Here is a 26,115-nt window from a genome sequence, read left to right on the forward strand (position 1 = left end):
ATTTACTCCGCTGCCGGCAAGGGTGGCGGAGTAATATCCAGCCAGCGCTGCAGGCGCCCTTCCAGTGCCTCATAACGCAGCGGTTTACCCACCTGATCATCAAACCCCGCGGCCAACAGCTGATTGACCTGCTCGTCGGTCAACTCCGGAATCATCCCAACAATAGGCACACGGCGGCTGTTAGCGGCTTTTTCATGCTCACGGATTTTATGCACGGCGCTGACGGCCGCATTGTCTGGCAGCTCACTATCAAGCAACACCAAATCAAAACGCTCTTTCTCTAAGATCGCCACGGCCTCAGGGCCATTGCCCACTAGCTGAACATAACAGCCAAGCTTTTTTAGCATTCCCGAGGCAACCATTTGATTGACCCGGTGATCCTCCACCACCAAAATACGTCGGGTTCCGGGTACATCCAACACTGGCGCTACCGGCTCAAGTACCGTGTCGCTGGGCACCTCGGCACTGGGCGAGCTTAACAACCGCTGGCAAACCGCGTCATATAGTTGCTTGTACATCACCGGCTTTTCCAAACAACTAACCTGCGGGTAATGCTCTAGGTGTTGTTGTACCTCGTCGGTATCGCGCTGCAAAACACTCATCGCCAGCACCTGCTTAAGCGCAGCGGTCGTCTCAGTGGCGGCCAATTCGCGGGACAACGCCAGTGCGTTAAAGCTGTTTAAACGGTTGTAAATCAACACTAAATCAATGGGCTCGCCGCTTTTGCTCTCTTCGTCGATGAGCGTAACCGCTTGCTCATAACCGTAGACCGTATTGGCGTGCACCCCCCAGTTATTGAGCTCACTCTCAAGGTCCAGCGCCACCCGATCTGGTAAATCCACCAGCAGGAGGCGCTTGCCTCTCAGCTTTTGGTCGGCGCCCAGGGTTTTGCCCTGATGACTGATCGTTTGCAAACGCACATTAATCACCAGCCGGTTGCCGCCCGCCGGGGTTTTAAGCAAGTGCACACTACCACCCATGCACTCGGCCAGGCCTTTACTGATCGCCAGGCCAATGCCCACCCGGCCGGTTTGCTCGGCTTCTTGCAGGCGAGACTCATCAACCTCCGCCTTAGCCTCGTCGGTACGATGGTAATGACTGTCGCTAATAACCGCTTGCAGCTCACCCATGTCATCCTCAGAGCCCGCATAACTCACTTCGATAAAGACGTTGCCGGTAACAGAAAACTTAATAGCGTGTCCCAACAACGTTGCCGTTACTTGCCGCAGGCGCGCCGCATCGCCACGCACCCGGCTGGGTAACTCCGGATCAAGCAGATAATTTAGCTCCACCCCTTGTTGGTGTGCCTCTAACGAGAAATCCCGCACCAATTTAGCCACCAAGCGGCGCAAATCGAACACCGACTCATCAAGCTCAAGGCTTTTAGTGGTGATCTTAGAGAAGTCCACCACGTTATTCACCAAATCTAACTGCCGCTCACCCGCCTTAGATGCCATACCCAGCAAGTCTCGCTGCCGATCTGACAGCTCCGCGTCATCCACCAGAGCCAAGGTGCCAAGAATATCGTTAAGTGACGTGCGGAACTCATGCCCAAGATTGACCAAAAATTCATTTTTAAGCTCAATCGCCGCACGAGAGCTTTTTTGTTCGTTCTCGAGGCCGCGGGCGCGCTCGTGTAACACAAAGTTAGCTTCTAAGCGCTGCCAATAACCACTGCCAGTTACCCGCGCCTGATGTATCAACATCATATAAAACAGCACCATAATGGCGGCATACAAATAGCCATCGACCGTCGCCAGTGCCATCGCCGTTACTGCGGCCGGAATCATCCCAATAAATAAATAGATTTTTAGAAAACGAATATAAGGCGCAAACACATTGGCAACGGAGGAGTAAAACACCACGGTATAAAGCCACATGATGAGCGTTTCTTCTCGCATCCCCAACACCCAGGTCAAGCTGACGAGAATAACACTCCACCAAATCGCCCCCAGGAAAGAGGCGATAAAATACTGGGTGCGCCAACGCTTTGGCGCCCGGGAGTAAAGGACTTCAAAGCGAAACAAGTAGTAGCTACGCAGCAAGGTTACCAACAGTAAGCCGGTAATAAGCACAATAGCGAGATTGTTTTCACGATAAAAAAAGTCGCCAAACACTAAGCTTAACGCAAACACTAAAAAGTTGAGCAGCAAACCCCGGCGGCTGTATTTTGCCACTCGCGCATCGGTATCGTGGATTACTTGGCGGTCCTTCTGGACCTTGGACATCGGCGTAAAAAGCTCGAACATAAAGCGCCTTTATAGAGGTTCACGCTCAGAGCGTGGGTCTTTTAGTGGATCAGTCCGTTGTCGGTCTGTCCCTGATACGCGTGACTACTTGTTAATATAGTACTCAACCAGCACGGTTTTAATCACAAAGCCTAGCAAACCCAAACCGAGCGCCAAGAATAAAATAAAGGTACCAAAACGACCCGCTTTGGATTTTTTAGCCAAGTCCCAGACGATAAACACCATAAAGGCAATTAAGCCACCGACACCCAACACAAGGGACCAGTTTTCAAACTGCTCAAACGACATGGCGAACACCCGTACTTAACTCGATTTACTAGCACCGCGGTCGATGCCGCGGCAAGACAGCCATTGTAACCAAGTTACCTCAGCCGCGCACTACCGACGCCCAGATCAAGCGAACCGGCCAGTACTCAGCGCCTGTGGCTTAGGCTTTCGCGTCACGCAAAAGTCTTTTACACTAATGACGCTGCCTCAACAAACCTATAACAGGCAGCACCACTAGGGAAAACCAATGAAGAATCAAACCCCTAGCCTGTAGTACGCCGTTTTTACCGGAAAGAAACCAACCATCTTGAGGGATTAACAATGAACATCAAAACCGTACTTTGCACCATTCCATTGATTGCCACGCTAGCCGCTTGCAGCCCGAACGACGAAGACAGCAACCTAGAAGAATCGGCGAAAAGCACTATGTCGAGCGCTAAAGAAACCGCCAAATCCGCGACTGACGCCGCCGCCAAAAAAGCGGGAGAACTAAAAGACAAAGCCGCCGAAATGGCGGATGACGCGGGCGACGCCACTGAAGAGGCGTGGGATAAAACCAAAGATGCCACGTCGGATGCTTGGGATGAGACCAAAGAAGCCTCTGAAGAGGGTTGGGAAAAAACCAAAGAGGTAAGCAAAGATGGCTGGGAAGCCACTAAAGAAGCTGGTGAAGACGCCGCTGACGCGATGGACGACGCCGCAGATGATATGAAGGACTAACGCCCAAACCGCCGTTCCCAATACCGGGCCCAGCCCGGTATTTTTTTGCCCTTTACTCGCCTATGCCCTCACGCGTCAGCAGTCTACCCCCAAGCTTAGCGGTTACCTTGGCGCCACTCGGCCACAGCCGCGTCATCTTGCTCGCGTGCCGCGACCCAATAGGCGCCGCTGCGTCGGTGCTCTTTTTTCCAAAAAGGTGCTTGAGTTTTTAAGGTGTCCATTAAAAAGCGGGCACTTAAAAACGCTTCGTCCCGATGACGACTACTCACCGCCACCAGCACAATTTGCTGCCCAACGGCAAGCTTACCGACCCGGTGCACGATGGTAATCGCATCCAGTGACCAGCGAGACCGGGCTTCAACCACCAGCGAGCGCAAGGACTTTTCCGTCATGGCCGGGTAATGCTCCAGCTCCAACGCCAACACCGGGTCCGTCTCCGATTCAGCACGCACTGTGCCGACAAAAAACACCACCGCACCGGTATTACCCGCCGTCTGCTGCAAACGCTGGTAGTGCTCTGTCACAGAAAAGTCATCCCGCTGCACCTGTACCAGATCTTGCAACGCGTCACGCTCCATCATCAGCCCCCCGTAACCGGAGGAAAGAGCGCTACTTCATCACCATCGTTAACGCCCGTTGTAGACTTCGCCATGGTCTGATTAACACTCACCAACCAAGGCTTACTTTGCAGCACCTCGGCCCAGTGGGGCCGCACTGTAACCAGTGCCGGCACTAAATCGCCCGCGACATGTACCGCCTGATCCGGAAGCTCGATCGAGTCGCAATCCAGCAACTCGCGCAACTGAGCAAAAAATAACACCTGAATCACAATGACTCCCGCTGGTAATGCCCGCGCCGACCGCCGCTTTTCTCCAGTAGACAAACGCCTTCAATCACCATTGCCATGTCAATCGCTTTGGCCATATCAATCACCGTTAAAGCGGCCACACTGGCGGCTGTTAGCGCCTCCATCTCAACGCCGGTTTTACCGCTGAGTTTACAATAGGTTTCGATACGCAGTTGGTCGCGGGCGTGATCAAACTGAAAATCGACCGCTACTTTACTGAGCGCCAGCGGGTGGCACAAAGGAATTAAGTCGGAGCACTTTTTGGCTGCCTGAATACCGGCTATCCGGGCGGTACTTAACACGTCGCCTTTTTTTAGGTCGTTGGCCGCAATTGCCGCAAGCGTTGCGGCCTGCATCGAGACTCTCGCCTCGGCGCGAGCCTCGCGCACAGTCACGGGTTTAGCCGAGACATCCACCATAGACGCCGCGCCCTGTTCATCGCAATGTGTCAAATTCATTATTAGCCTCTACACTTAACGGGGCATACCCCATTTGGTAACACTTACCCGGAGGCACCATGCACCTGCAATTGGTTAAAGATCGCTGGCCGGCACAACATCCCGGACGAATTCAGCTTTACTCCATGAATACGCCAAACGGTATAAAGGTCGCACTGGCGCTGGAGGAAATGCATTTGCCCTACGATGCCCACACGGTTGATATTACCGAGGGAGAGCAGTTTTGCGAGGCCTTTCGCATTATCAACCCCAACAGCAAAATCCCCGCACTCATCGATCCAGAGGGGCCCGACGATCACCCTCTTAGTTTAATGGAGTCATGTGCCATTTTGCGCTACTTGGCCGAAAAAACCGGAGAGTTTACACCGCTGGACAAAGCCGGAAAAAGTGCCTGCGAGCAATGGCTGTTTTTTCAAACCGGTCACATTGGCCCCATGTTTGGGCAGTTTGGGCACTTTTTTAAGTTCGCCCAAAACGACTGCCAAGACCCTTACCCACTAGAGCGCTACCGCAAAGAGACGCAGCGCTTACTGCACGTAATCGACAACCACCTACAGCGACACGACTATATGTTAGGCGAGAGCTACAGCATTGTGGATATGGCGATTGCCCCGTGGGTAGACTGCCTGGAACAGTTTTACGATGCGGGCCAAATTCTCGAACTCCAACGGTTTGAGACAACCAACCGCTGGCTGACGCAATGCACTAAACGCCCGGCCTATCAGCGAGCCAAAGAGGTCTGCGCACCGGCTTAGCCCTGTGCGCAGACCCTTTTGAGGCAGCCATCATCTGACTGAGCTGCCGCTATAAAGAATTGCGTTACTAAAAGTTATACACGAGGTTGATGTAGGTGGTGGTATCTGTGCCTTCTTTATCATCGGCGACATCGGTATCGTGATTAACGGTATAACCCACCTTCATTTGCATCCGATCGCTGATTTTGGTGCTAAGCGAGGTATCACTCACGTAACGGGTATTATCTTCCGCCACTTCAGCGCCAAGTTTTTGGTTAAAGGTCGCATTGTCGGTAAAGGCCCACTTTAGCTCAGCGGCCGTGCGCACCATAAAGCCTTCTTCTTTAACGATTATATCGTTATCTTCATCTTCGACTTTATCACCCCAAAAATAACCTGGGCCAATCTCCGCGTCCAGCGTTAAGCTCTCGCGCTTGATGAATCGGGCTCCATAACCGGCCGATACCGTGGTGTATTTACGATACGCACCAAATTCATCGTGCGTGTGCGAGCCATAAACAAAAAGGTTGCTAAATTCATCGGACAGCAAATAAGCACTTTTAGCCGAGGCAAAATACTTCTCAGCGGTAGTTTCCGTCTGCTCAGTACCGTCGTCTTGCTCGACCTGATCATTCTTGTACAAAGCGCTGGCAATGTACTGGTTTTTCCAGTTTTCCATCCGATGAACAACATCGATTTTGCCATTAAACGACTCGGTTTCTGTATTACCGGTGGTTCTGATTGCACCTAACTCTGCCGACACTTCCCACGTTTTTTCTGGCTTTAACTCGCCCTGCGCCAAGCTACTGCTCGCGGCTACGGCCAATAAAACACCTGCGGCGGCGGTTGTGTACATCTTCATAGCATCCCCTTTTGTGGATCAGTCATACAACAAGGCGATTATTATACACACCCTACTACACACTCTGTCAGCCGCTGTGCGGTCACAAAACGTAAAAAAGCATGCCCGTGAGAATCACTGCAAACTCTTTAACCAGCCACAAGCAATAGTGTTAAAAGCATCACTCACAGCGGGCGGGCACAGTTCACAAAGCGATTTCACCTCACCTCGGGCAACCAGCCACGCCACCGACTAACCATACGCCACGTTGGCACCGGCAGCCGCTGGCATCAAAACTGCCCGCAAGTAATCATAGACAAGATTAAACACCAAAGTGTAAACCATAACGAATAGTGTTATCCCAATATCCAGCCACAAAGCCTCAAGCAGTGTCACCTCCATCATCAAGGCAACCAGCGGTGTCGTCAAACTCAACAAACCGCCTTCAAACAGCAGAACATAATACAAGCGCAACATAAGACCGCGCTGCGCTCTGGGAGCTGGATAGTACCGATCAAACACCAGGTTAAAATAGTAGTTATACACCACCGCCAAGACCGACATGGCGACCATTGCACCCAAAATGCCGCCTAACTCATAACCGGTAAATATCAGCAGACCCGCTATGGTTAACAGCAATGCCAACACTTCATACAAAACGGCATGACTCATACGCTCTAAGGTAGACATTACGCTATCGCCTCTTACTGAAAAGCCTAGATCAGTATCGCAAGCGCTCACCCCAAGCGAAAGTTAGCAGCCATCACATTATGTGATAGTCTAGCCTCACCAGATGCCATTCCGCCCTCCTTACCTGAGGCAGATTATGTACAGCCTTGAGCAGCTCACTATCTTTGTCACCGTATGCGAGGCCGGCTCTTTCTCTGGCGCCGCCCGGCAACTAAACAGGGCCCAATCCGGCATCAGCCAAGCCATATCGAACCTAGAGATTGCTTTTAATCGCACTCTATTTGACCGCAGCCGCAACACCCCGCGGCTTACCCCCGACGGCGAAGCGCTGTTACCCATTGTGCAGTCCATTCTCGACCAACGATTACGTCTGGAACAAAAAGTAGCGTCGCTCGACCAGCTGCATGAGCACGAGCTGATTTTAGTGATCGAAGAGAGCTTATTAGACTCACCCTTACTCGCCACGTTAAGCGGGCTGGCCGAGATATACCCCAACACCAACATCAACATATTGTCGGCTTCCACTTTTGACGCCGAGGATATGGTGCGAGAGGGGCAAGCCCATATTGGCGTGGTCTATACCGACGGCCAAATACTCACCGATGTCGATTTTTTTGCCCTGGGTTACAAGCGCTTTATCACCGTGGCCTCACCCAAACACCCACTGGCCAAGCTCGAGCGCGTAAGTCACAGCGATTTGCGCCAACACCGACAAATCGTGCAACGCTCTACTACCGGCAAGGAGCTGTGGTTCAGCTACGGCATCAGCACCCAAGCGTGGTACGCCAGCACCCACCAAATGCTCTGTCAACTCGCCCAGCAAAATGTCGGCTGGGCCATCGTCCCCGAAAGCCTCGCCCAAAGCGCGCTCACCTCCGGGCAACTTACCGCTCTCAATGTCGATTTTGAGCCCAATGGCTGGATCAGCTCGATTGACTGCATCACCTCCCGCAGCCTGCAGGCCGGCCCGGTGTTTCAGGCCGCGCTTACCCGGCTTAAGCAACACCTAAAACCACTCACACAGCCTGCTCTCACCGGCAAAGCCGCCTCTAGCGCACCCTCTAAGCCGTCTTACACCGGGGACTCTGACTAACACAACTTTGGCAACCACACCCATTGCGAGTAAACTAGCGCCCCCAGCAACAGCGTTATATGAGCAAAGTACGGTGAGCAACATTCGAACAAACAATCCAACATCAACCTCTGCGCAACCTGCTTGGTCACGACGGTTCTCGGCGGCGCCTATGATGGATTGGTCGGATAGGCACTGTCGGTACTTTTGGCGCCTACTGAGCAAAAACACCTTGCTCTACACTGAGATGGTAACCACCGGCGCGTTGATTCACGGCGACCGCGCGCGCTTTTTGGCATTCGACCCAGCCGAACTACCGGTGGCGTTGCAAGTGGGCGGTTCGGACACTAGCGCCCTCGCCCAATGCGCTCAACTTGCCCATCAATGGGGCTATAGCGAGATAAACCTAAACTGCGGCTGCCCCAGCGACCGTGTGCAAAGCGGGCGTATTGGCGCCTGCTTAATGGCGGAGCCCGTTTTAGTCCGCGACTGCATTAGCGCCATGATTGACGCCTGCGACATCCCGGTGACGGTTAAGCACCGCATCGGCATCGATGATATGGACGATTACAACGGTCTGCGGGATTTTGTCGCCACGGTAGCCGAAAGCGGCTGCCAAACCTTTATTGTCCACGCCCGCAAAGCGTGGCTTCAGGGGCTAAGCCCGAAAGAAAACCGCAATGTGCCACCCTTGGATTATGGCGCCGTCGCCCGATTAAAAGCCGAGTTTCCCGAGCTAGAAATTATCGTCAACGGCGGCATTACCACCCTCCCGCAGTGTGAAGCCCTGCTACAAGACGTCGATGGGGTGATGCTCGGGCGCGAAATTTACGCCAACCCCTACCTTTTGGCGGAGGTAGACCGGCACTTATTTGATAGCGCAGCCCAGGTACCCAGCCGACTAGAAGTGATGACACAGTTTATGAATTACTGCGAGCTAGAGCTGTCCAAGGGCACACGGTTAAACCAAATGACGCGGCATGTACTGGGGCTCTATCAAGGCTTACCCGGTGCCCGACGCTTTAGGCGGGTTATCAGCGAGCAAGCACACAAGCCTGGCGCTGGCGTTGAGGTGATCCAAGAGGCCCTGGCGCAAGTCGAGCAAGGTAACAGCGCTTTGCCCGTCGCCCAATAGCGTTTACAATAGGCACCCTGAGGTTAACTGGCCCGTCCTTGACGGCGCCAAACACAAGCCGGTCCAGCTCCGCAGAGAGTGACTACAAAACCGGGGGCCGCGCACCACACCCAATGCGCTATATCGAAGAGATCGCCCTACTGCGTCTAATTTCGCATAACGAATCTATTTAGGAGCCAAATGTGAGTACGAAACTCGAACAACTCAAGCAAATGACCGACGTTGTTGCCGATACCGGTGACATTGAAGCAATCAAACTGTACAAGCCGCAAGATGCCACCACTAACCCATCTTTGTTGCTAAAAGCGGCGCAACTGCCACAGTACAAAAACTTATTGGATCAGTGCATTGTTGCTGCCAAAAAAGAAGGCGGCAGTTCAGATCAGCAGCTTAAGTACGCCAGCGATCATTTGGCGGTTGCCATTGGTTGCGAGATCTTGAAAGTCGTGCCCGGCCGTATTTCTACCGAGGTTGACGCACGCTTGAGCTTTGACACCAACGCCAGCATCGATAAAGCGCACCACCTGATTGACCTGTACCAGCAAAATGGTATCGACAAGTCACGGGTTTTGATTAAGCTCGCCTCTACCTGGGAAGGTATTCGCGCGGCCGAAAAGCTGGAAAAAGAAGGCATCAACTGTAACCTAACTCTGTTGTTTGGCTTCAACCAAGCGGCAGCCTGTGCCGATGCCGGTGTATTTTTGATCTCGCCTTTCGTAGGCCGCATTTTGGATTGGTATAAAGCCAGCACCGGCCAGGACTACACCGCCGAGACCGACCCAGGTGTATTGTCTGTACGCCACATCTACAACTACTACAAGCAACACGATTTTAAAACGGTGGTTATGGGCGCAAGCTTCCGTAACACCGGCGAGATCGAAGCATTGGCCGGCTGTGATCGCCTGACCATTAGCCCACAATTGCTGAAAGAGCTGGATGAAGATAGCGGCACGCTGGAACGTAAGCTGTCGGCCGACAACACCGGCGATGCGATTGCCAAACTTAACGATACCGAAAGCAGCTTCCGCTTTGGCATGAACGACGATGCCATGGCCACCGAGAAACTGGCCGAAGGCATCCGTAACTTTGCCAAAGACCAAGTTAAGCTGGAAGATCAGTTAAAAGAGCTGGCCAATGCTTAATCGTATTACCCAATTCTTCGAGCGTCACCTGCAAGCAGATGACGCCGAAGAAGAGCTGTCGTTTTCACAAAAACAGCTGGCTGCCGCGGCACTTCTTATGGAAGTTGCCGCGGTTGACCGCGTGTTCGAAGATGCGGAGTTTGCTGAATTTAAACGTATCGTCGCCACGGTATACGAGATCAGTAACGACGACATCGAAGAGCTCTGCAACCTCGCGCAAGACAAACAAGACCAGGCGACATCATTGTTCCAATTTACTCAGCTGATCAACGATCATTGCAGTAACGCGGAAAAGTTTACTCTGGTTAAGTCCATGTGGCAGATTGCACTGGCCGATGGCGATCTGGATAAATACGAGGAACATCTGATCCGGCGCGTAGCCGAGCTTATCTATTTATCGCACACCGACTTTCTCGTCGCCCGTAACGCGGCCCGAGAACAAGCGGGCATGGGTTAACGCGGGTCGCGCTTATGCTCGACCCAGTATGTCTGTCGCTAGAGTAAGGTTATTTCTTTAGGCTAGTCAGAAAAGGCTATTGGCCATTTTCTAACATATTAACGAGGTTGGTAAAAGTTTGCTCGTTGGCGTCGTTCATCTGGATTAAATAGCGGTGCGCCTCAATCACTTTGTTCTTCACCTGCTCTTCATCATCTACCGCAGCCGCCTCTTCTAACGCCGCCGTCGGTTCAACGGGGGTATGCAAATCATTCACAATAGTGAATATATCTGCAAAACCCATGGTGTCGAGAATTCTATTGATGCTGTCGCTGGTCGAGAGGATCACCGGATAACTGCCTAGCCGCTCCTCGCCCAGCAGTGATATTTTTGCCATTAACCCAAGCGTGGTGCTGTCGATGGCCTCGGCATCTGACAGATCAAACAGTACCGCTTTAAAGTCTGGGTGCGCAAACATATCATCGATAAACTGATCGAACGATATACACAACGTCAGGCGTACATCACCCACCATCTTAATGACGAAAACACCGTCGTGCTCGGCAACCAGAATCTGTCCAGGCTGCATGATCAATAACCTCGAGTAATAGTCAAAATAGCGATGTCGTCTGGCGTTGCACTCACTTCGTCCACACCGACGGCGTCACACACTGCCTCTAGATTCTGCGCCTTTTGCGCCAGCAATTCCAGCAAATACGCTTCTTTTTCTTGCAGTGTCTTAGGCGGTAGGATTTCTAACACCCCATCTGAAAAACACACCAACGAGAATTTCTCTGGCAATATTTGCGAGTGGATCTTCCAGTTTACATCGCGAAAAATTCCCACCGGCTTACCACTGCCGGCGATAAACTCCGCACCTTTGTCAGTTACCAACAGTGGCATAGGCAAGTGCCCGGCCACCACATAACGCATCTCTTGAGTGTGGGTATCAATCACTCCCACAAAAAAAGTCAGGTGGTGGTTCAGGCTCGTTTCATTTAATTCGCGATTAATTGAGCGCAACATATGGTTGGCGCCATCGGCAAAAGATGCCTCGTCACCAAACAGTCCCTCCTCGCGCACCATCCGGCTCACCATATGCTTTAGCCAAATCGTGACAAACGCGGAGGAGGCCCCGTGACCGGACACATCGGCCAAATAAAAAGCCAGGTAGCGACCTTTGATATGAGCATAGTCAACAAAATCGCCGCTCAAGTATAATGAAGGCGCGATATGATGCGCGGCGCTGTAGCCCTCAGAGGTAGTCAGGGCTTTCGGCAGCAGACGCCTTTGCACCTGACGCCCGGCTAACTGGTCGCGCTCAAGGACCCGCAAATTATCGCGCAGATCTTTATTCACTTTTTCGAGTTTTTCGCGGTATTTTTTGTTTTGCGCCAGCAAGTCTCGCCGCTCTAATGCCTTCTCGACCGAGTGCTCTAACACCGCCATATCGACAATCGGCTTAATCAGATAATCGGCAGCCCCAAGGCGCAAGGCGGATACGACATCACTCATGACGCCAGCGCCCGAGATCACAATAACTGGGGTGTCGGTTGATTTCTCATGCAGGCTTTTCAGTACCCCCAGGCCGTCCATTGTGGGCATGCGCAAATCGGTAATCACCAACTCAATATCGCGCGCCTCAAACAACGCCAACCCCGTAGGGCCGTCGGCAGCTTCTAGGACGTTGTAACCACTGTCTTCCAAAAACGCAGCAATACTATGCCTTACCGGTTTATCGTCGTCGATAATCAGTAGTGTTCGGCAGCTTTCATTCATGGTTTGGTACCGCTCGGCCATTTCGGGTGCAGGCACGCTCGGCACCTGTCGTAATGGCGCCTAACAGTACTCCGATCGTGCCACAGGCGCAAGCACCTAGCGCACGCTGGGCCTCTTATGGAGTTAAACCTTAAACGCTGCTACTCTAACTGACGGAGGCCTTAACGCTCAGCCGCACATAACAGCAACAAGGCTGCAATTGCGACACCCTTTGGAGGATCTAGTGATGAGCCATTCAGAGAATTTCTATGCCGAGAAGCGCGACTTTATCCGCATGAAGATCGAACTACCACTGACCGGCACCCTGAGCAGCGATAGCGGTCGTATCGCGGGTCAGTGCCATGAGCTAAGTGGTGGCGGACTGCAGCTTGAGCTACCAGAGCCGGTAGCGGAGGACTCGCAGTGGGAGCTTCTCCTTGCGGCCGAGCACGACCAACGCGCCCAGCTGCGAGCTATGGTGAAGGTGGTTAGATGCATCGCCGAGGGCGATAGCTATAATACCGGACTGCAAATTGTTCAGGTATTGGAATAAGCGCCCTCAGCCGAGGTCACTAAAAGTCGTCAAAGCTATCTAGGTCGTCGACATCACTACCAAAAGAGTCTTCTACCTCACCGTCTTTGACAAGGTAATCGCGTCGCTGCAAGTAGATGTCGCGAAACAGCGTGTACTTGTCGGAGCCAATATCCTGCTCCAAAGAGAGCAGCCGGGCGCGAGTATCGACCAACTCCAGTACCTTGATCTCGTAACTGGTGCGGGCATGGCCAATATAGGTTTTCGGGTCTGTCACCCAGTCTACGGGGGTTGCCGCGGCATCGCGTAAAGTACGCGGCCCAAAGATAGGCAATACCAAATAAGGGCCGTCCGGTACTCCCCAGCGTCCCAGCGTTTGCCCAAAATCTTCGCTATCGGTGCGCGGCATTCCCATGTGGCGCGCCACATCAAATAACCCCGCCACCCCCAGTGTTGAGTTAATCAAAAAGCGGCCGCTGTCTTTTCCCGCCTGAGAAAACTTACCTTGTAACAGGTCGTTAAATACCTTGGGAACCTCTAGAACATTGGCAAAAACATTGTTTACCCCTTGGCGAAACGGGCCCGGGGTGATGGCTTGATAGCCACGCGCAGCGGGGCGCAAAACATAGGTGTCCGCCGCATCGTTGAATGCAAAAATGGCTCGGTTGTACTCCTCCCACGGATCTTGCTCATCGGAGGCGGCGCTAACCAAAGGGGTGAGCCCTGATAACATCAAGGCCAAACAAAGGCGTACGAGTGAATTCACGGTAATTTCCTGTTAGGGCTATGCCCCAGTTCCGTCTGACTTAAAAATTGGCCTACCCTGCCAATGAACGATCGTTCACATTTTACCGAATTACAACACGCGAAACAATGCGCGAGTCCATAGAACTCGCGATTATCGACAATAAAATTTCATATTAAGCCCTTTGCTACCTGGGCTATCGAGTATATAGGACTCTTCACTCAGCACCGCCTCTTCGGCGCAGCGCTCAGCGGCTTGCGCCACTAAGTCGAAACGCGCCTGCAGTAAATCCAGTGCCGTTTTGATACCCGTCTGAGTAAGCGTAAAGGCGCCAGCTGGTGCTAAAGCGCTTGCGTCCGCCGGGCCGTCAGCGCCCGATTCCGGCGGGCTCTCATTTGCAGCGCGTCCGCTTAACCAACCATTGAGCCCTTCATCACTATAATCACAATCCCCCATCCGGTTGACCGCATCATTGCTTTCCATCATATCGACGGCGGGTTCACAGTCCTCTGCAAGCACGGCCGAACTCCACAAACTTAAAGCGAGCAACAGAGCAATAATCCTGGACAACTTTGGCACGGCTAACCTCATAGATAGTTCGTTAAAACTTCATTTCCAAACCGACACCTAAATAATCATCATCGCGGCCAGCGTCGTCTTGGTTGCGTGTATAGTAAGTAAACGCTTTCGCGGTTTTCGAGAAGATATAATCGCCACCAATACTAAAGCTTTGCCGCCCGTCGATTTTAATATCCGACTCACCATACTGGGTCTTAAACACCCATTGATCCGTCACCTTCCACTTAACCGAGGCAAAGTAACCGTTGCCATCCCCAAGATCGCGTTGGTAATTTTCATAGGCGCCGCCCAACTGTACGGCCCCTAGGGTATACGCCGCCACCAACCGGTAGGTATCGGTATTATCGACATTTTCTTCCACATCCTGGTCCATCGCCACGGCCAGATACAGCGCATCCAGTTGATACGCGGCCGATGCCGAAACGCCGTCTATACCATCAGTCTCTTTGGTGATGTAAGCCACCTTCGCCGTTACCGGCCCTAAAGACTTGGGCGTGACATACTGAACGATGTTTTTCGAGCGGTTTTCACCGGCAAAAATATTGCGAATGTCACCCTCTAGATCATTAAACAAATCCACGCCTGACGCGGCGGTTTTTAAGGGAGTGTCAAACACCCCGCCCATTAAAGTACCCGCGAGCGTTTGCACACCAAGGTAGATATTGCGCTGCGTTAACGTCTGGCCGTCTTTATCGCCGTCATCCACGCTGGTTTCGTATTCAAATCGATACAAAAGCGACACACTGTCGGATAAAGACTCCTGCCCCATAAGGCCAATTCGCGACGAATTGCTCTGCAACTCGATTTCGCGGTTGCCCGCCTCATCCGCGTGCTGCAAGGACACATTAGCCTTGCCGTAAACCGTGACGTCAGCAGCCACCTGAGCAGACACTAAAACGGCAGCGGCGGCCAACCATAATTGAATTCGCATGGTATTTCCCCAATCCCTAAGTATGACAATTAGATGTCCACTGGATGAACATTAAGTGACAGTTATATGACAAGCGCGCGTATCATGCGGGGCAATTGTTGCAGTAATATTACATGCGGGCAATTTTTTAGTGTTCTGCGGCCCCCACCGTAAGCTTTATACGCTTTTCGTATCGGGGGGCAAGATAGGCCAGAGCACATCCTTGTCGTATAACTCTAGGAGTATAGACTCTCCCAGCGCGATAAAACGATCCAGATCCGCAAAGGCGATCTCCTCGGCCAACTGGGTAAGAGCGGCCCGCCCGCTAGTCGGTGCCGCCTGAAGTTTTTGCAGTAAACGCACAGTAACGGCATTGGAATGGATAAACTCTACCGAGTCGGCGCGGTTGCGATAGACCAACAAAAAAGTAGGTTCGGAGGGTGGCTCGCTGGGCTGGTAATCCGGCCCCAACCTGTGCACCGGGTATTGGTAATTAAGGCACCACAGTAGCTCGGACACCTCGATAGAGCTATCGAGCAAGCCATTTTCCGCCGTGGGCATAGGGGGCAGCTCACCGTCGGCAACATCCAGCGCCAACTCGACCCACTCGTAGTGCGCCAATTCAAGCATAAACGGCGGATCAGCCGAGTCAGTGGCCCGCTCGTTTTGCAGGTAAAGTAAAAACTCTTGGCTAATGTCTAAAAAATACGGGCTTTGGCTTTGGTGGCGTTCGACAAAATCCCGCACTAAAGCGTGCCAGTGAGCGTCACTTAAAATTTCTCGCAACACCGGAAACCCGCCGGCAATAAACCCTTCAATATTGTTGTAAATCAAGCTGCGATAGATCCCTAAGCGCCGATCTTCGATTCCGGCGGGGCCTGGGTATTTATCGGGGTTGCGCAAATGATGAGTCAGCGTCTGCTGCAGCTGCGCCAGCGGCGTATCACTCACGCGGATGCCTCCGCTTGGCTCGCCCGGCGTTTAAGTGCCGACGCCTCAGCTTGTAGTTGCCGAATTTTATCAACCTCCGTTAACAGCTCGGGCACCGGGGGGATATTAAAATCGCGCTCCAGCAAAGTCGCCACGGGCCCCGCCCGCTGGTAGAACTCACCCAGCAAAGCCCACACCGGGTCTTCTACCGGTGCGCCGTGGGTATCAACGCGTAAATCTTCCGCCTCGTGATAGTGCCCCGCCACATGGGCGTAAGCTACTCGCTCTAAGGGCAAGCCTGCCAAGAAAGCGTCCGGGTCGTAGCCGTGATTAATGCTATTAACGTACAGATTGTTCACATCTAATAGCAAGCTACAATCGGCTTGTTCAACCACGGCATTAATAAAATCGAGCTCCGTCATCTCTTGCCCTGGCGCGCAATAATACGAGGCGTTTTCGATCGCAATGCGCTCGCCCAAAATATCCTGCGCTTGGCGCACTCGCTCAGCCACGTGTGTTACCGCGGCCTCGGTAAACGGAATAGGCAGCAAATCGTACAATTGGCCGTCGTCACTGCAGTAGCTTAGGTGCTCACTGTAGCCGCGAATATTGTGCTCGCGCATAAAAGCCCTAACCGATTTAAGCAACTCAACATTGAGCGGTGCTTGCGAACCTATAGACAATGAAAGGCCATGACAGACAAACGCAAAGCGCTCGGTATAGGCGCGAAACTGCCGCCCCAACCTACCGCCCACGTTTATCCAGTTTTCGGGCGCTACCTCCATAAAATTTATGTCGGTGGTTGCCACTCCCTCAAGGGGTTTAAGCAACGCACGGCGCAGGCCGAGGCCCGCACCGGCGATATTCAAACGGTGATCTGTCATTAGTGACCGCAAGAGCCTTCAGCGTCTGACTTTTTCTCAGCGCCACAAGAGCCCTCGTGCTCGGCTTTTTTCTCGCCACACTTACCCTCGCCGCACTTGCCTTCACCTTCGGCTTTCGTGCGGGCTTTATCTTCACCGCACTTACCTTCGCCGCATTTACCTTCACCCTCAGCTTTTTTCTCGCCACAGGTGCCTTCACGTTCGGCTTTCTTCTCACCGCACTTGCCCTCGCCGCATTTACCTTCGGCGTCTTTGCTAGCAAGTTTATAACCCGACGACAAAGATTCGGCGGCAAAGGGATTTTCAGCGGCTGAGGCAACCGGCGCTACCACAGCAGAAGCCATAAATGCGGCGCCTACAGCGGCGGCCAGGGGGGATGCTAATTTCTTATTCATAGTAAACTCCATTACTCGCTAGTAAAAACAGTGGCTACGCCCATCGCCCAGCCTCCTGAACAGTTACGCAGCTAAACTCCTATGAGATCAACTGTTATCTATGGATGCACAAGCACCGCATTTGTTACAGATCCATTTGCCGAGCCTGTCTTTTAAGCTCAGTACCATCATACTGTATCAAACCGCGTAAAACCTGTTCCGAGTCTCGTTTACGACTCGGTCGCCTCTTGCCACAGTTTATTGAGCCGTTTACCCGATACCGGAAACTTAGTTTTTAGGGTCTGGGCAAACAGCGACACCCTAAACTCCTCTAGAGCCCAGCGGTAGCGCATCAAATCAGGATTTTCGGCCAGTTGGTAATCGCCATGTTTGGCCAAATAATCCGTCAAACGGCCCTCGTGAGGCTCTATCTCGGCCATTTGCACACGATCTTTCTGGGCATTTAGCACCACTTTCTCTAAGCGCAATTCGATTGCCTGTAAGTAACGGGGATACTCAGCAAACCACTCTGGCGGCGTCTCAAACACCAGCGAAGGCTGAAACAATCGATCCAACTGCTGGGCAATATCCCCCGCCGCCAGGGCCACCGCCAGCGCATTTTTTGAGTGTTTTAGCTGTTTTTTAATGCCCACCACTAAGCTCAACGAACGGACTAGCGTTTTCTCTAAGCTTTGCGCCTGCGTGACTAAGTCGGGCTTAACCTTGGCAAGGCACGCGGCAAACTCTGACTCTGTGCGCGGTAACTGACCATCGGGCATCGCTAAATGTCGCGCCGCCGCCATAATTAAATCGTCAACCACCCGGTCGCGATTGCCAATCTGCACTACTGTTAGGCCCAACTCTTTGCCTTTTAATAGCTGCTTTTGTAAGTATTTAACGGTCTCTTTACTTTGCAGCAATAGCAAACGTGCCACCCCGGCCAGCGATGCGTGATGCGCCTCTTGCGGATTGTCGAGTACCTGCATGGCGGCCGAGTCGCGTTTGTCCAGTAGCGCCGGGTACGCCCGAATCGACAGGCCGCGGCGCTTTAGCTCCACTTGCTTAGGTAACTCTAAATCCCACGTGGTAATGTGCTCGCGGGTCATGTCGTCAGAGGCATCGCGGATATTGTCCTGCACCCGCTCGCGGTAGTTGGCTTTTAATTCGGTTAAATTGCGACTGGCCGCTATGGTTTTACCACGATCGTCCACCACTTTAATGTTAAAGCGATAAAAGTCCTCGAGCCGCTCGCTCTGCCAATCATCGGGCTTTACCTCAATCAGTGTCTGCCGCTTTAGCTGCAAACTGAGTGCCTCGGTTAACGGCTGATTGTCAGGCGCCATACTCGCCAGCGCTTTGTCCACCACATCGGGCACCGGCACAAAGTGTTTGCGCAGCGCTTTAGGCAGGCTTTTTACCAACTCAATACACTTATCGCGCAGCAGGCCCGGCACCAGCCACTGCAACCGATACTCGGGCAACTCGTGCAGCAAGCTCACTGGCACATGGACGCTCACACCATCGTCTTTTTGCCCAGGCGCAAAATGATAACTGAGCGGATAGGTCACCCCTTTATACTCAAGGATATCGGGAAACTGCACCTCGCTTACACTGCCGGCACCCTGCAGCACTAACCGCTCGCGGGGGATTTTTAAAATATCGGGCTGCGCCTGCTCGGCCTTTTTGCGCCAAGCATCAAAGCCGGCGCGATTCACCACATCGGCGGGGACACGCTCGTCGTAAAAAGCAAAAATGGCCTCATCATCCACCAAAATATCTCGCCGCCGGGATTTCGCCTCCAGCGCTTCGATCTCATCCACCAGCGCCTTATTGTGGGCAAAAAATGGGGCGGGTTTTTGGCCGCGTTTTACATAGCGGCCCTCAACCAACGCGGCGCGAATAAAGACGTTGCGGCAGGTTTCCGGGTCAATTTTGCTGTAGTTAATACGGCCTTTTTCGACCAGCGCCAAGCCATACAAAGTCACGCGTTCGTAGGCTTTTACTTGCCCCGCTTTAGGGTCGTAGTAGGGCTCAAAATAGTTGCGTTTAACCAGATGCTCGGCCGCCTGAAGCAGCCACTCGGGCTCCACTTTGGCGACATCGTGTGCAAACAGCTGCGAGGTCTCAAGCAACTGCGCCGCTACCAGCCACTTAGGGCGTTTTTTCTGCTGTGACGAGCCGGGAAAAATAGCAAACTTACGGTTGCGCGCGCCCAGGTATTCGCGGCCCTCGTCGTGACAACCAATGTTGCCCAACAGCCCGGTGATCAAGGCGCGATGCACCGCCTCGTAATTGGCCGGCTCGCGATTAAACGTCAGTCCTAGCTTTTTCGCAGCCAACTTTAATTGACGATGGATGTCCCGCCATTCACGCATCCGCATAAACGCCAAAAACTCTTTTTTACAAAGCTTGCGCAACTGGTTTTGGCTAAGCGCTTGGCGCTGCTGTTCAAAGTAGTGCCATAAATTAACGTAGGCGACAAAGTCTGAGTGATCGTCGGCAAAACGTTTGTGTTGCTGATCGGCCGCTTGTTTTTTCTCGGCGGGGCGCTCGCGCGGATCTTGCACCGATAGCGCACTGACGATGATCATGACCTCTTCTACCGAGCCGAGTTTATCGGCGGCAAGCAACATGCGGGCTAACTGCGGATCGACCGACAGCTGCGCCAAGCGCCGACCGTCTTGCGTCAAGCGCTTGCGGCCATCCACCGCGTGCAGCTCCTCCAGCATTTTAAAGCCGTCGTTAATCTGGCGCGAGTCGGGCGGGTCTACAAAAGGGAATTTATGAATATCGCCGATGCGTAGCTGCAGCATTTGCAAAATAACCGCCGCGAGGTTGGTACGCAAAATCTCGGGGTCGGTAAACTCGGGACGGCTTAAAAAGTCATCTTCGCTGTACAGACGAATACAGATACCGTTACTCACCCGACCGCAGCGACCTTTACGCTGGTTCGCGCTGGCTTGCGATATCGCCTCAATCGGTAAACGTTGCACTTTGGTGCGCACGCTGTAACGGCTAATGCGGGCCACACCCGTATCGATCACATAGCGGATACCGGGCACGGTAATGGAGGTCTCGGCAACATTGGTGGCCAGCACAATGCGGCGACCACGATGGTTAGAAAAGACTAAGTTTTGCTCGGCCAGACTTAACCGCGCGTAAAAAGGGAGCACCTCAAAGTGACGTAAATCCGCCTGACGCAAACGCTTGGCCGTCTCGCGGATTTCTCGCTCGCCACTTAAAAAGATAAGAATATCACCACCGCGTTTGCCCGCTGCCCGCTCGTGACGGTCAATTTCATCAACCGCGTCTAAAATTGGCTGGTAGTGATCGCCATCGTCGCTATCGGCCGTCTCAAACGGTGGCCGATACCAAACATCCACCGGATAGGTGCGGCCCGACACCTCGATCACCGGGGCATTGTCAAAGTGACGGGAAAAACGTTCTACATCGATGGTGGCCGAGGTGATAATCAGTTTAAGGTCGGGGCGTTTTTTCAACAGCTGTTTAAGGTAACCCAACAAAAAATCGATGTTTAAGCTGCGCTCGTGGGCCTCGTCAATAATAAGCGTGTCGTAGCGCCCAAGGGTGGGATCTTGTTGGATTTCGGCCAACAAAATACCGTCGGTCATGACTTTAATCAGGGTGTTGTCAGAGGCTTGCTCGGTAAAGCGCACCTGATAACCCACCGTCTCGCCCAGAGGTGAGCCCAACTCCTCGGCGACTCGGGTAGCAACAGTATTGGCGGCAATACGCCGCGGCTGTGTATGGCCAATTAAGCCGCGCACACCGCGACCTAACTCCAGGCAAATTTTGGGTAGCTGAGTGGTTTTACCCGAGCCCGTTTCACCGGCGAGCACCACCACCTGATTGTCGCGAATCAGCGCGGCAATTTCATCGCGCTTGCCACTGACGGGGAGTTGCTCGGGAAACTCAATGTTGCCCGGCACCTGCTCGCGGCGCGTCTGGCACTGCACGCTTGAACGCTCAAGCTCCGCATGCCATTTGCTTAGCGCTTGATCGGACGGTTTACCCTGAGCCAAACGCGCGGCGATGTCCGCCGCCTTGCGGCGCAAACGATTGGCGTCTTTTACCAGGGCACCCTCAAGGGCGCTTTCGATATCGGCGGGCAAACCGGTCATAAGGGCTCCAACGAAAACTTAATGGAGCGCATTCTACCAGTTTCTGAACGGGGGTATCAGGCAGAGGTAGCGCCTTAGCACCAGAAGGCTAAGGCGCCGGTCACAGGGGGCGCTACTCTTCGAGTAGCGAGCGCAGCATCCAAGCAGTTTTTTCATGCAACTGGATACGCTGGGTGAGCAAATCGCCGGTAGCTTCATCATTGGCTTTATCAACCAACGGGTACAGCGAGCGGGCGGTTTTAACCACAGCCTCCTGCCCTTCTACCAACAGCGCGATCATCTCCTTAGCGGTGGGGATGCCCTCTTGCTCTTTAATGGACGACAACTCGGCGTACTGTTTGTAAGTACCCGGCGCCGGATAACCCAGCGAGCGAATACGCTCGGCAATATCGTCTACCGCCACCGCCAGCTCGGTGTACTGGGTTTCAAACATTAAGTGTAGCGTTTGAAACATTGGGCCCTTCACATTCCAGTGAAAATTATGGGTCTTAAGGTACAGGGTGTAAGTGTCGGCCAATACCCGTGACAAGCCTTCGGCCAGTTGACGACGGTCGTCCTGATCAATACCAATATCGATATCCATGCTGTGCTCCTTAGTGATTGCTAAAGCCCGTACACGCTTGCACGGGCGGTAAGCTAAATTGCGTTATGCTACTAATAACATGGGTTCATTATGGGGCTAATTCAAGCTCGCGGATAATCAAGTTGCACAATAGCCACTATTGCGTCTGGCTATTATTGCGCTGAGTATCGCCTGCGCGGTAGGCTATCTCGCCCCGATCAAACACTATAAACTCGCCCGCACTCATCGCGTGCCACGTCTCGTTGGTGGTCAGCGGGTTGGTGGCAATCACAGTGACGATATCGTTAGCGGTGGTATGTTCGCCAAAATCCACTGCCAAATCAGAGTCTGACAAGCGCGCCTCACCAAAGGGCGCACGCCGCGTAATCCAGCTGAGCTTAGTGGCGCAGTAAGCAAATAGGTACCGGCCATCGCTAAACAAAAAGTTGGCCACGCCTCGCGGGCTTAGCGCATTACACCATTGATGCAACTGCTGCCAATAAGCGGGCTCATCGCAATTGAGTGAGTCCCCGCAAGCAAAGCGCTCGCGAATCCGCGCCAGCAGCCAGCAAAAGGCCCACTCACTATCGGTGCTGCCCACCGGGGTAAAATCGCCCAGCGCGAGCTCGTGGGTATCGGCCAGCTGACCGTTGTGGGCAAACGTCCAGTTGCGGCCAAACAGCTCACGCACAAACGGGTGGGTATTCTCTAAGTTCACCGCCCCCACGTTGGCCTCGCGAATATGGCTAATGGCGATACAGCTTTTCATGGGTAAGCGGCTTACCAGCTGGGCGATCTCGGAGCTAACACTGGGCGCCCAGTCGCGAAACGCGCGAATGCCCTGCCCCTCGTACAGCACCACGCCCCATCCATCGCGATGGGGCCCGGTACCACCGCCGCGCTGCAACAAGCCGGTAAAGCTAAAGCATAAATCTGTCGGCACGTTGGCCGACATGCCCAGTAGTTCACACACCTTAAAAGCTCCTCACCTTAGATCGTTTTGCACATGCCCCATCAACACAAAGGTTTTACCGCGCTCGCGGTAGCGCCGGTAAGGCTCGGCAATGGCCATTGGCACTTGCTCGGTACGATACTCGCAAAAATTGAGGCCGAGATAAAACTCGCGCAAATACCCCAGCGCATAACAATAAAGCGCCGGCTCACGCCACTGCCGCGGCTCATGCAAAATATGCTGCATTAACTCCCGCGCTAACCCTTGGCGGCGCAACTCTGGCGCCACCGTTAAGCTACGCAATAAAAACTGCCCCTCGGCCGGCTCTAGTACCCGCGCCGCCGCGAGCAGTTGCTGGGTATCGCGCAACACGTAAACCCGATCTTTTTTGCCGCATTTAACTTTTTGTCCCCATTGCCGAAACTGCCGGCTAACATCCGGGTAATCGGTCACCGACGGAATCCACAGTGTTCGTTCAGATGTTAATGCTAAGTCCATCACGGGCGGTCTTTATCTTGGTTGTCGGAGTCGCTTTCTGCACTGGCAGGCGGATCTTCATCGCTCTCAATATCAGGGGGCTCGGGTACCACATCGGTCAACTCATCCAGCGCCGCCATCGGGTCGTCGTCATCTAGCTGAATCGCATCGGCCTCTACATCTGGCTCGGCGGAACTGGACACATCCGCGCTAGCCGAGGCTGACGTCAGTTCGCCCATATCCGCAAACACGTCATCAAAAGCGCCTTCCGGTGGCTCTTGCTCGCCCGTATCCGCCTCGTCGTTATCAGTTAGCTGCTGCTCCAGCTCATCTAACTCAGACTCCATCGACTTGCCGCTAAAGCGACGATACAACCAGTAAATGAGCGCTAATAAAGCGACGTTAAACAACAGTACCAGCGCCACCAACCACCAGCGCGTGCCTTCATTTTTGGGCGTACTGGGGGGCACATCGGCAACAGATGAAGACGAACTGCTGGCCGCTGGCTCGGGCTCAACGGCAGGTGGTTCGGGGGCAGCGGTGTTTAACTCGCGGGCTAGTGCCGCGCGCTCGTCGGCCAGTGCTTGCTCAAGCGCGCTCAGCGTGTCATCAGCGGGCGGCGGCTGAGGATCGCCTTCGGCCGGGTACGTAAAATACTGCGGCTCGAGCGTTTGTGAAAAACGCCGTCCGGATTGATCGACGCCTTTTGCCTGTAGCTCAATCACATAACGGGCTCGCTGCGTTGGCGTTACCGTTAGCTCCCATACGCCATCGGGCATAAGCTTGAGCGCCTGCAGCGAGTTCGTGCCCGCAGAGTTTTTTATATGGGCCACTATCTCTGTGTGCTCGACATCCATTACCGAAGCCGCAGTAACCGCAACCCGGTAGGCAACTGCCTGGCCCTGCGCAGGCTCGGGGGGCTGTTTTTGCAGCAGCACAGCAAAGGTCGAATCAACCTCAAACCGGCGCTGATATTCGCGAGCAAAAGTAGCGCCATCAATGCGGAGGTTTAACTGATAATCTCCGGGGGTTTCCGGCGCACTGGTACGCAGTAAAAAGTACCCGTCAGTATCGGCCGAGCGCAAGGTTATGTCTTGATCGGTCGGCTCACCGAGCACGCCGTCAGCATTAAAAGCGCCGACACTTACATGAGCCCTCACGTGCTCCAGCAGCTCATGGTCAGTCAGTACTTGCTCGCGCTCACGCAAAACAAAGCGAATGTTCATCGGCTCGCCCGGCAATACCGTTTGCGCCAAGGGTTGTACATGCAGCGTCAAGTCCGTTAGCACCGTGACCCGTGCATCGCGGCCGCCGCCCACCAATTGCCAGCGACCATTTTTGGGGCTGGGGATAGTCACCAGATCGTAGCGCGGGCGAGACAGCCAACGCACCGCATCGTCATGGCGCGCCTCGCTTACGGGAAGTAAGTCCGGGTCCAGTAGATGCGGCCGTTGCGCCTGGGTATCGAGGTGATAAATGAGCACCGTTAACTCATCGACGGTGCTGTCGACCACAAAGCCATCCCCACTCACCGGTAAGCGCTGCGGTGGTACCGCCTGATCGAGAATATCGACAAATATCGATACCAACTCATCGCGGTTAGTGACGACCCGGTGTTCGCCGGCGCTTTCGCTCGCGAGCGACTGCAACAGCTCTGCGTCGGCGTCGTTTGATAAAGCGATGGTATGAATCACAAAACCACGGGCAATTAAGCGGGGAAGTAACTCGGTAAGAATACTGGCGCGCTCGCGCCGGTTGCGTTCTGGGTCGTCGCCAATATCGACTTTACCGTCGGTGAGTAATAACAAATGAGCGCGCTCGGCTTGCACTGGGGCACGCGCCGCGCGAGCCAAAGCGGCACCAATGTCGGTTAGCTGGCCATCAGAGCGCAGCGTTTGTAGCGAGTCGGCAGTGCGTTGGCGCCAACTTTTGGTTACCGCAGCGGCGGGAACCACCTCGCTGACTTGACCGGCAAAACGCCATAAACCGGCGTGGGTATCGGCGGGCAGCATTTTGCTCAAAAGCGCCAGTCCCTCGGCGCGCAAATTCTGCGGATCGGATTGATTCATGCTGCCCGAAACATCCACCAGCAACCGAATATCGGCCGAAGACGCTCCTCCATTTTGGTCTTGCGCGCGCGCTGAGGTTGATAGCGTTAATAGCACCCACCATGCACAGACGAGCGCCGCGCATAAAGTGGTCTGAAACCGAGCTTTAGAGTGAGCTTTTGCCATAATACGGCACTCGCTGGCGGCGCAGCCGCCGGATGAATGTTTTTATTTTTACACGCTAGGTTCGCGCGCCGCCTGGGCGGGCGTACCGCGCTGACGTTTACGGGTGAGCAGCAATAACACTAAGGTTAGCACCAATGCTACCAGCCAGATCAATGCGAGGGTAACGGCCGCATCTAAGCCGGCCTCTATACCTAAAAACACACTGTTTAACACCGCCACAAACAATGCCGGGGCGTAGGCCGCCGGATGATTTTCTAGGTTTAAGCTAAAAGGGGTAAACAACAAGACAGCGATGGACACCGCAAATAACCATTGAGCGTAGCGACTTAACGGTTTGGCAATACGCCAACCAAACAGCACGAGCAACAACGCTCCCACTAAGTAAATACTCCAAGCGATCATCGACTCACTCAAACGCGACTCCTCGTTATGACAGATTAGGTTA

The 26,115-nt window shown here is 53.6% G+C and carries 28 protein-coding genes; 7 read left to right on the forward strand and 21 right to left on the reverse strand.

The genetic code is table 11. The annotated features are described in order from the left end of the window. Positions 1–2: 2 nt before the first annotated feature. Positions 3–2,249, reverse strand: a complete 2,247-nt coding sequence (locus tag ACGHAD_RS12260) for a response regulator (protein ID WP_339617178.1) — start codon at positions 2,247–2,249, stop codon at positions 3–5. Between the two features lie 84 nt (positions 2,250–2,333). Further along, positions 2,334–2,537, reverse strand: a complete 204-nt coding sequence (locus ACGHAD_RS12265) for a DUF2788 domain-containing protein (RefSeq protein WP_339617179.1) — start codon at positions 2,535–2,537, stop codon at positions 2,334–2,336. 300 nt (positions 2,538–2,837) lie between these two features. Here ACGHAD_RS12265 and ACGHAD_RS12270 point away from each other — a divergent pair, with 300 nt between their 5' ends. Next, on the forward strand, positions 2,838–3,236 hold the full coding sequence (locus ACGHAD_RS12270) for a hypothetical protein (RefSeq protein ID WP_382418540.1): 399 nt from the start codon (positions 2,838–2,840) through the stop codon (positions 3,234–3,236). Between the two features lie 95 nt (positions 3,237–3,331). Here ACGHAD_RS12270 and ACGHAD_RS12275 read toward each other — a convergent pair whose 3' ends face one another. The 3 genes from ACGHAD_RS12275 to moaC are packed head-to-tail and all read right to left on the reverse strand — an operon-like array spanning position 3,332 to position 4,541. Beyond that, positions 3,332–3,817, reverse strand: coding sequence for a molybdenum cofactor biosynthesis protein MoaE (locus tag ACGHAD_RS12275; protein ID WP_382418538.1), 486 nt, complete (start codon positions 3,815–3,817; stop codon positions 3,332–3,334). Next, entirely contained in the window at positions 3,817–4,065 is a 249-nt protein-coding gene (locus tag ACGHAD_RS12280; RefSeq protein ID WP_382418536.1) for a MoaD/ThiS family protein, read from the reverse strand. Before ACGHAD_RS12280 ends, ACGHAD_RS12275 begins: the two co-directional genes overlap by 1 nt. Further along, complete coding sequence (moaC, locus tag ACGHAD_RS12285) at positions 4,062–4,541, reverse strand: cyclic pyranopterin monophosphate synthase MoaC (protein ID WP_382418535.1); 480 nt, start codon at positions 4,539–4,541, stop codon at positions 4,062–4,064. Before moaC ends, ACGHAD_RS12280 begins: the two co-directional genes overlap by 4 nt. A 59-nt stretch (positions 4,542–4,600) precedes the next feature. On the opposite strand from moaC, the gene ACGHAD_RS12290 reads away from it, so the two are divergent. After that, positions 4,601–5,296 carry a glutathione S-transferase N-terminal domain-containing protein gene (locus tag ACGHAD_RS12290; protein ID WP_339617183.1) on the forward strand — a complete coding sequence of 232 codons (696 nt, stop codon included), beginning with the start codon at positions 4,601–4,603 and terminating at the stop codon, positions 5,294–5,296. A gap of 67 nt (positions 5,297–5,363) precedes the next feature. Here the strand turns inward: ACGHAD_RS12290 and ACGHAD_RS12295 are convergent, their stop codons facing one another. Both ACGHAD_RS12295 and ACGHAD_RS12300 read right to left on the reverse strand, forming a co-directional pair. Next, a complete protein-coding gene (locus ACGHAD_RS12295; protein ID WP_339617184.1) occupies positions 5,364–6,137 on the reverse strand; it encodes a DUF481 domain-containing protein in 774 nt (257 codons plus the stop codon). Positions 6,138–6,368: 231 nt separating this feature from the next. Continuing rightward, positions 6,369–6,806 (reverse strand): PACE efflux transporter, encoded by a 438-nt coding sequence (locus ACGHAD_RS12300; RefSeq protein WP_382418532.1) that lies wholly within the window; start codon positions 6,804–6,806, stop codon positions 6,369–6,371. 136 nt (positions 6,807–6,942) lie between these two features. Between ACGHAD_RS12300 and ACGHAD_RS12305 the strand changes: the two genes are divergently transcribed. The 4 genes from ACGHAD_RS12305 to ACGHAD_RS12320 all read left to right on the forward strand — a co-directional run bounded on the left by ACGHAD_RS12305 (position 6,943) and on the right by ACGHAD_RS12320 (position 10,612). Continuing rightward, entirely contained in the window at positions 6,943–7,899 is a 957-nt protein-coding gene (locus ACGHAD_RS12305) for a LysR family transcriptional regulator (protein ID WP_339617186.1), read from the forward strand. Positions 7,900–7,981: 82 nt separating this feature from the next. Further along, positions 7,982–9,013 carry a tRNA dihydrouridine(20/20a) synthase DusA gene (gene dusA, locus ACGHAD_RS12310; protein WP_382418615.1) on the forward strand — a complete coding sequence of 344 codons (1,032 nt, stop codon included), beginning with the start codon at positions 7,982–7,984 and terminating at the stop codon, positions 9,011–9,013. A gap of 182 nt (positions 9,014–9,195) precedes the next feature. After that, positions 9,196–10,155 carry a transaldolase gene (tal, locus tag ACGHAD_RS12315; RefSeq protein ID WP_339617248.1) on the forward strand — a complete coding sequence of 320 codons (960 nt, stop codon included), beginning with the start codon at positions 9,196–9,198 and terminating at the stop codon, positions 10,153–10,155. After that, on the forward strand, positions 10,148–10,612 hold the full coding sequence (locus tag ACGHAD_RS12320) for a TerB family tellurite resistance protein (protein WP_339617249.1): 465 nt from the start codon (positions 10,148–10,150) through the stop codon (positions 10,610–10,612). Before tal ends, ACGHAD_RS12320 begins: the two co-directional genes overlap by 8 nt. Before the next feature lie 76 nt (positions 10,613–10,688). On the opposite strand, the gene ACGHAD_RS12325 is transcribed toward ACGHAD_RS12320, so the two are convergent. Further along, positions 10,689–11,180 (reverse strand): STAS domain-containing protein, encoded by a 492-nt coding sequence (locus ACGHAD_RS12325; RefSeq protein WP_382418529.1) that lies wholly within the window; start codon positions 11,178–11,180, stop codon positions 10,689–10,691. Positions 11,181–11,182: 2 nt separating this feature from the next. Beyond that, positions 11,183–12,406, reverse strand: a complete 1,224-nt coding sequence (locus ACGHAD_RS12330; protein WP_382418527.1) for a SpoIIE family protein phosphatase — start codon at positions 12,404–12,406, stop codon at positions 11,183–11,185. 190 nt (positions 12,407–12,596) lie between these two features. Between ACGHAD_RS12330 and ACGHAD_RS12335 the strand changes: the two genes are divergently transcribed. After that, positions 12,597–12,902, forward strand: coding sequence for a PilZ domain-containing protein (locus ACGHAD_RS12335; protein WP_339617252.1), 306 nt, complete (start codon positions 12,597–12,599; stop codon positions 12,900–12,902). 19 nt (positions 12,903–12,921) lie between these two features. Here ACGHAD_RS12335 and ACGHAD_RS12340 read toward each other — a convergent pair whose 3' ends face one another. The 12 genes from ACGHAD_RS12340 to ACGHAD_RS12395 form a co-directional block, all read right to left on the reverse strand. After that, a complete protein-coding gene (locus tag ACGHAD_RS12340) occupies positions 12,922–13,647 on the reverse strand; it encodes a VacJ family lipoprotein (protein ID WP_382418525.1) in 726 nt (241 codons plus the stop codon). Positions 13,648–13,779: 132 nt separating this feature from the next. Further along, positions 13,780–14,205, reverse strand: a complete 426-nt coding sequence (locus ACGHAD_RS12345; RefSeq protein WP_382418523.1) for a hypothetical protein — start codon at positions 14,203–14,205, stop codon at positions 13,780–13,782. A 22-nt stretch (positions 14,206–14,227) separates the two neighbouring features. After that, complete coding sequence (locus ACGHAD_RS12350; protein ID WP_339617255.1) at positions 14,228–15,136, reverse strand: porin; 909 nt, start codon at positions 15,134–15,136, stop codon at positions 14,228–14,230. A gap of 156 nt (positions 15,137–15,292) precedes the next feature. Next, positions 15,293–16,066, reverse strand: a complete 774-nt coding sequence (locus tag ACGHAD_RS12355; protein ID WP_382418521.1) for a DUF2063 domain-containing protein — start codon at positions 16,064–16,066, stop codon at positions 15,293–15,295. Continuing rightward, positions 16,063–16,929 (reverse strand): DUF692 domain-containing protein, encoded by an 867-nt coding sequence (locus ACGHAD_RS12360; protein ID WP_382418519.1) that lies wholly within the window; start codon positions 16,927–16,929, stop codon positions 16,063–16,065. Before ACGHAD_RS12360 ends, ACGHAD_RS12355 begins: the two co-directional genes overlap by 4 nt. After that, complete coding sequence (locus ACGHAD_RS12365) at positions 16,929–17,324, reverse strand: hypothetical protein (RefSeq protein ID WP_382418517.1); 396 nt, start codon at positions 17,322–17,324, stop codon at positions 16,929–16,931. The genes ACGHAD_RS12360 and ACGHAD_RS12365 overlap by 1 nt, the downstream gene beginning before the upstream one ends. 209 nt (positions 17,325–17,533) lie before the next feature. Further along, positions 17,534–21,445 (reverse strand): ATP-dependent RNA helicase HrpA, encoded by a 3,912-nt coding sequence (hrpA, locus tag ACGHAD_RS12370; RefSeq protein ID WP_382418515.1) that lies wholly within the window; start codon positions 21,443–21,445, stop codon positions 17,534–17,536. A gap of 112 nt (positions 21,446–21,557) precedes the next feature. After that, positions 21,558–22,028 (reverse strand): Dps family protein, encoded by a 471-nt coding sequence (locus tag ACGHAD_RS12375; RefSeq protein ID WP_339617260.1) that lies wholly within the window; start codon positions 22,026–22,028, stop codon positions 21,558–21,560. Between the two features lie 136 nt (positions 22,029–22,164). Further along, positions 22,165–22,980 carry a class II glutamine amidotransferase gene (locus tag ACGHAD_RS12380; RefSeq protein WP_339617261.1) on the reverse strand — a complete coding sequence of 272 codons (816 nt, stop codon included), beginning with the start codon at positions 22,978–22,980 and terminating at the stop codon, positions 22,165–22,167. 12 nt (positions 22,981–22,992) lie between these two features. Next, the gene (locus ACGHAD_RS12385) at positions 22,993–23,457 is read right to left on the reverse strand and encodes a GNAT family N-acetyltransferase (RefSeq protein WP_382418613.1); all 465 of its coding nucleotides are present in this window, start codon (positions 23,455–23,457) and stop codon (positions 22,993–22,995) included. Then, a complete protein-coding gene (locus ACGHAD_RS12390; protein WP_382418513.1) occupies positions 23,457–25,670 on the reverse strand; it encodes a VWA domain-containing protein in 2,214 nt (737 codons plus the stop codon). The genes ACGHAD_RS12385 and ACGHAD_RS12390 overlap by 1 nt, the downstream gene beginning before the upstream one ends. Positions 25,671–25,718: 48 nt before the next feature. After that, entirely contained in the window at positions 25,719–26,084 is a 366-nt protein-coding gene (locus tag ACGHAD_RS12395) for a hypothetical protein (RefSeq protein ID WP_382418511.1), read from the reverse strand. Positions 26,085–26,115 lie beyond the last annotated feature (31 nt).

This window comes from Gilvimarinus japonicus (assembly GCF_042847215.1).
GTDB lineage: Bacteria > Pseudomonadota > Gammaproteobacteria > Pseudomonadales > Cellvibrionaceae > Gilvimarinus > Gilvimarinus japonicus.